This is a genomic window from Pseudomonas sp. 39004, assembly GCF_028682155.1.
Taxonomy (GTDB): Bacteria; Pseudomonadota; Gammaproteobacteria; order Pseudomonadales; family Pseudomonadaceae; genus Aquipseudomonas; species Aquipseudomonas capeferrum.
In genome coordinates this window covers 1-5,602 of sequence record NZ_JANIAG010000253.1, presented here as the reverse complement: position 1 = coordinate 5,602, position 5,602 = coordinate 1, and the positions used below count along the sequence as shown (strand labels likewise).

The 5,602-nt window shown below is 66.3% G+C and carries 3 protein-coding genes; all 3 read left to right on the top strand.

The annotated features are described in order from the left end of the window. Positions 1-105 precede the first annotated feature (105 nt). The 3 genes from NP534_RS25335 to NP534_RS25325 are packed head-to-tail and all read left to right on the top strand — an operon-like array spanning position 106 to position 5,575. Positions 106-1,344, top strand: a complete 1,239-nt coding sequence (locus NP534_RS25335; protein ID WP_274100535.1) for an exonuclease SbcCD subunit D C-terminal domain-containing protein — start codon at positions 106-108, stop codon at positions 1,342-1,344. Beyond that, positions 1,341-4,985, top strand: coding sequence for an AAA family ATPase (locus NP534_RS25330; RefSeq protein ID WP_274100533.1), 3,645 nt, complete (start codon positions 1,341-1,343; stop codon positions 4,983-4,985). Before NP534_RS25335 ends, NP534_RS25330 begins: the two co-directional genes overlap by 4 nt. Continuing rightward, positions 4,982-5,575: a glutathione S-transferase gene (locus tag NP534_RS25325; protein ID WP_274100532.1), complete on the top strand. Its 594-nt coding sequence runs from the start codon at positions 4,982-4,984 to the stop codon at positions 5,573-5,575. The genes NP534_RS25330 and NP534_RS25325 overlap by 4 nt, the downstream gene beginning before the upstream one ends. Positions 5,576-5,602: the final 27 nt, after the last annotated feature.

The window sequence follows — 5,602 nt, the reverse complement described above, 5'->3', positions numbered from 1 at the left end:
AGGCATGCCCCTCCCCCCACCATTGAGTTACCATACCCCCCTGCGCAACGCCCATCATCCAAGCCAAGCCCCCTGCTTGCTCGACTCGACACCAACAGGTCATCCATGCGTCTGTTTCATACCTCCGACTGGCACCTGGGCCAAAGCCTGCACGGCCAGGAACGCGATTTCGAACACGCCTGCTTTCTCCACTGGCTGCTCGGCCAACTGCACCTGCGCCAGCCGGATGCGCTGCTGATCGCTGGCGACATTTTCGACACGGTCAACCCACCGGTCAAAGCCCAGGAACGTCTCTACGACTTCATCGTCCAGGCCCACGAGCAACAGCCCAAGCTGGACATCGTGATGATCGCCGGCAACCACGACTCCGGCTCGCGCATCGAACTGCCCGCAGCATTGATGCGCCGCCTGCGCACCCACGCCCTGGGCCGTGTGCACTGGCTCGACGAAGGCCAGCTGGATGCCGAGCGCCTGCTGATTCCACTGACCAACGCCCGCGGCAAAATCAGCGCCTGGTGCCTGGCGCTGCCCTTCCTGCGCCCCGCGGAAGTGACCGGCCCGCAGCTGGGTGACGACTACCTGCAAGGCATCACCCAGGTGCACCAGCAACTGATTGCCGCCGCCCTGCAAAAACGCAAGAAGGACCAGGCGCTGGTCGCCATCAGCCATGCCCACATGGCCGGCGGCGCCGTGTCGGAAGACTCCGAGCGCAGCCTGATCATCGGCAACGCCGAGGCCTTGCCGGCCAAGCTGTTCGACAAGGCCATCAGCTATGTCGCCCTGGGCCACCTGCACAAGCCGCAGAAGGTCAACCGCGAAGACCGCATTCGCTACAGCGGCTCGCCGATCCCGTTGTCGTTCGCCGAGATCAACTACCCGCACCAGGTGCTGGAGGTAGAGCTGGACGGCGCCGAGCTGGTCAGCGTCGAAGCGCGCCCGGTGCCTCGCGCCGTGGCCCTGCAACGCATCGGCCCGGCACCGCTTGGCGAGCTGCTCGCACAGCTCGCCGAACTGCCGGTGATCGACCTGCTCGAAGACCCTAACCGCCAGCCCTGGCTCGAAGTACGCGTCGTGCTGGACGAACCGCAGCCCGACCTGCGCCAGCAAGTCGAAGGTGCCCTGCAAGGCAAAGCCGTGCGGCTGATCCGCATTGGCGCCGAATATGCCGGGCGCGCCAGCGCCGAGGACGACGACCTGGCCTTCGTCGAACTGTCCCAGATGACCCCGCAAGACCTGTTCAGCCGCGCCTGGGAGCAAGCCTACGGCAACCCCGCCGATGAACAGGCCTTGGCCGACTTCGCCCTGCTGTTGCAGGACGCACAGCTGGAGGAGGAACAGCCATGAAGATTCTCGCCATCCGCCTGAAGAACCTGGCATCCCTGGCCGGCCCGATCGACATCGATTTCACCGCGGAGCCCCTGGCCAGCGCCGGCCTGTTCGCCATCACCGGCCCGACCGGCGCCGGCAAGAGCACGCTGCTCGATGCCCTGTGCCTGGCCCTGTTCGGCACTGTCCCCCGGCTCAACGACATTGGCCGCGAAGCCAAGGTGCCGGACGCCGACGGCGAGATCCCGACCTCTGACCCACGCAACCTGGTGCGCCGAGGCACCGGCAGCGGTTTCGCCGAAGTCGACTTCGTCGGCATCGACGGCCGTCGCTACCGTGCCCGCTGGGAAGCCAACCGCGCGCGCGACAAGGCCAACGGCAAACTGCAACACAGCCGCCAGAGCTTTTATGACCTGGACAGCGAGCAGGTACTGGCCAGTGGCAAGCAGGAATACAAGCAACTGGTCGAAGCGCGGCTGGGCCTGAACTTCGAGCAGTTCACCCGCGCGGTGATGCTGGCCCAGAGCGAGTTCGGCGCCTTCCTCAAGGCCGACGACAAGGAACGCAGCGAACTGCTGGAAAAGCTCACCAACACGGCGATCTATACCCGCCTTGGCCAGCGTGCCTTCAGCAAGGCCCGCGAGGCTGGCGAAGCGCACAATGCCCTGAAGGACCGCGCCAGCCACCTGCTGCCCATGCCTAGCGATGCCCGCGCCGAACTCGACCAGCGCCTGGAGCAGGCACAGCAGCAGTTCAAGGCCGACCAGGCGCAAGAGCGCCAGCTTGAGCAGCAGCGTACTTGGCTCGATGAACAGCGTCAGCTGCTGGTTCAGCAGGGCGAAGCCAGCGCAACATTGCAGGCCGCCGAGCAGGCTTGGCAGCACCTCACCGATCAGCGCCTGGACCTGGAGCGCCTGGAGCGCCTGGCGCCCCAGCGCCACCAGTTCCACCGTCAGCAGGCCCTGGCGGCGCAGCTCGCGCCGTTGGCCAGCGAGCTCAGCGAACAACACCGCCAGCAAAGCGACCTGCAAGGCCGCATCGGCGAACTTGAACGGGCCCTCGAATCAGCCCGTCAGGCGCTGAGCCAGGCCCAGGCCAGCCAGGGCGAAAACGCCCCGCGCCTGCGCCAGGCTTTCGCCGAGCAAGACACCCTCACCCGCCTGGAGCAAGAACTGGCCAAGGCCCGCGAGGCTGGCCAGCAGGCCGACCTGGCCGCCGCCGAGCTCGAGCAACAACTGCAGCAGTTGGCCGAGTACCAGCAGCGCGGCCAGCAGCAACTGGCGCAGATCGACACTGCCCTGGCCGAGAGTGCCCCCCTGGCTGCCCTCACCAGCGCCTGGCAGGCTTATCGCCCACAGCTGCAACAGTTGCTGCAGATCGGCAACCGCCTGAACCAGGGCGGCGAAGAGCTGCCGGGCCTGCAGGCCCAGGCCAGCCAGGCCAATGCGCAGTTGCAAACCCAGCGCGACGCCCTCGAAGTGCTGTTCCGCGAAGCCGCAGCAGAGCCCCAGGCCCTGGCCGAACAGCTCGACCTCCTGGGCGGCATGCTGCAGGAAAACCGCAAACAGCAACGTGCCGTGGAACAACTGTCGCGCCTGCATGCCCGCGAGCAGGAGCTGCAACACGATATCCAGTCACTGCGCGAACGCCAGCAACTGGCCCTGCAGCAACGCCAGCAACTGATTGGCGAAGGCACCGCCGCCAAGGCCGAGCTTGAAGCTGCCGAGCAGGCGCTGGCGCTCACCCGGCAACTGCTGGAGCGTCAGCGCCTGGCGCGCAGCACCAGCGTCGAAGAACTGCGTGCGCAATTGCACGATGGCGAACCCTGCCCGGTCTGTGGCAGCGCCGAGCACCCCTTCCATCAGCCCGAAGCGCTGCTGCAAAGCCTGGGCCGGCATGACCAGGCCGAAGAAGCCACCGCCCTGGCACAGGTAGAGCACTTCAATACCCGCCTGATCGAGTTGCGCACCCAGGTGGGTGTGGTCAATGGCCAGATCAAGGAGTATCAGCATCAACAGGCGCAACTGAGTGAGCAGCTGCAGCCGCTGGCCGAGCAACTGGCGGCCCATGCCCTGTGGCCCGCACTCAGTGCCCATGACGACAAGGCCCGCAGTGCCTGGCTGGACAGCCAACTGCGCCGCCTCGACCAGGAAATCGGCCGTGACGAACAGCGCCAAGCCACGCTGCTGACCCTGCAAAGGGATGCCACCCGACTCAATCAGCAGTTGCAAGCCGCGAGCGAAGCCCAACAGCAGGCACAACGCCGCCTGGACCAGCAGCACCAAGCTCTGGCCGCCGATCAGGAACGCCTTGAGCAGGCCTTGGCCGATTTCGCCAACCTGCTGCCGCCCCCTGTGCTGCAGGCCCTGCGCGATGAGCCGGCGCAGGCCTTCCTCAGCCTCGACCAGCAGATCGCCCAGCGCCAGCAACAGCTGGACCAGCAAAAGGACGAACTGCAAGAACATCAGCAGCGCCTGCAACAGCTGGAGCGCCTGCACGACCAACAGCAAACCCGTGTGCAGCGCCAGCAAGAACTGCAACTGCAGGTCAGCGGGCTGGCCGAACAGATGGACAAGGCCCGCGCCGCCCTGGCCGAGCTGCTGGGTGAACACCCGCGTGCCGAGGACTGGCAACGCCATCTGGAGCAACAGGTAGAGCACGCCCGCACAGGCGAAGCCGAGACTGCCGAGCAGCTGCAACAGGCCCGCACCCATGCCCTGCAGCTGGCCGGCGAACTCAAGGCCAATAGCGCTCGCCAGCAGGCTTTGGACCACGAACAACAGCAGTTGCAGGGTGAAATCGCTCAGTGGCGCGCCGCACACCCCGAGCTCGACGATAGCGGCCTCGACCGCCTGCTGGCCATGGACGACGCACAAGTGGGCGAACTGCGTCAGCGCCTGCAAGTTGCACAAAAGGCCATCGAACAAGGCCGCGTGCTGTTGCAGGAGCGTGAACAGCGCCTGCAGCAACATACCGCGCAAGCCAGCGTCGAGGCCACGGCCGAAGACCTTGAGCAGTCCCTCGCAGCACTGCGCGCGTTGCTGGCCAACCATGAACAGCAGTGCGCCGAGCTGCGCGCCGCCCAGGCCGAAGACCAGCGTCGCCAACTGGCGTATCAGGCGCTGGCAGAGGACATCGAACAGGCCCATCAGCAATGGCAGCGCTGGGCGCGCCTGAATGCGTTGATCGGTTCGGCCTCTGGCGATGTGTTCCGCAAGATCGCCCAGGGTTACAACCTCGACCTGCTGCTGCACCATGCCAACAGCCAGTTGCGCCAGCTGGCGCGTCGCTACCGCCTCAAGCGCGGCGGCAGTGCCCTGGGCCTGCTGGTGCTGGACACCGAGATGGGCGACGAGCTGCGCTCGGTGCATTCGCTGTCGGGCGGTGAAACCTTCCTGGTATCGCTGGCCTTGGCACTGGGCCTGGCGTCGATGGCCTCGAGCACCCTGCGCATCGAATCGTTATTCATCGACGAAGGCTTCGGCAGCCTCGACCCAGAATCACTGCAACTGGCCATGGATGCCCTCGACGGCCTGCAGGCTCAGGGCCGCAAGGTCGCGGTAATCTCCCACGTGCAGGAGATGCATGAACGCATCCCGGTGCAGATCCAGGTGCGCCGCCAGGGCAACGGCCTGAGTGACGTCGAGGTGTGCGGGTGATCCTCTACTCGTTCCGCCGCTGCCCCTGGGCCATGCGCGCGCGCCTCGCCCTGCGCTATGCCGGGTGCGAGGTACGGGTCGAGGAAGTGGCGATGAAGAACAAACCGGCCGCGCTGCTGGCGTTGTCGCCCAAGGGCACAGTGCCGGTGCTGGACACCGGTACCGACGTGCTGGAGGAAAGCCTGGACATCATGCGCTGGGCGCTGGAACGCAACGACCCGCAGGACTGGCGGCTACGGGCGGACCCGGCGGCGGCGCAACAGGCCGAGGCGCTGATCGCCCGTAACGACTCCACGTTCAAGGCGCAGGTGAACCTGTACAAGTACGCCGAGCGATACCCTGAGCATTCCCGCGAGCACTACCGACAGCAGGCCGAAACCTGGCTGGCAGCGCTCGAAGCATTGCTTGAAGGCCGGGCTTACCTGCTGGCCGATCACCCGAGCCTGGCCGATGCCGCGTTGCTGCCCCTGATGCGCCAGTTTGCCGGGGTCGAACCGCAGTGGTTCGCCGAGGCGGCTTATCCGCGGGTGCGGAGCTGGCTGGAGGGGTGGCTGGCGTCGGACCTGTTCAAGGCCGTCATGGCCAAGTGACCTGACGCGGCCCTTGTGTAATCGATG

Bases quoted from the DNA above. Each gene is read 5' to 3' on its own strand.
- NP534_RS25330 (WP_274100533.1), top strand. From the start codon at position 1,341: ATGAAGATTCTCGCCATCCGCCTGAAGAACCTGGCATCCCTGGCCGGC.
- NP534_RS25335 (WP_274100535.1), top strand. From the start codon at position 106: ATGCGTCTGTTTCATACCTCCGACTGGCACCTGGGCCAAAGCCTGCAC.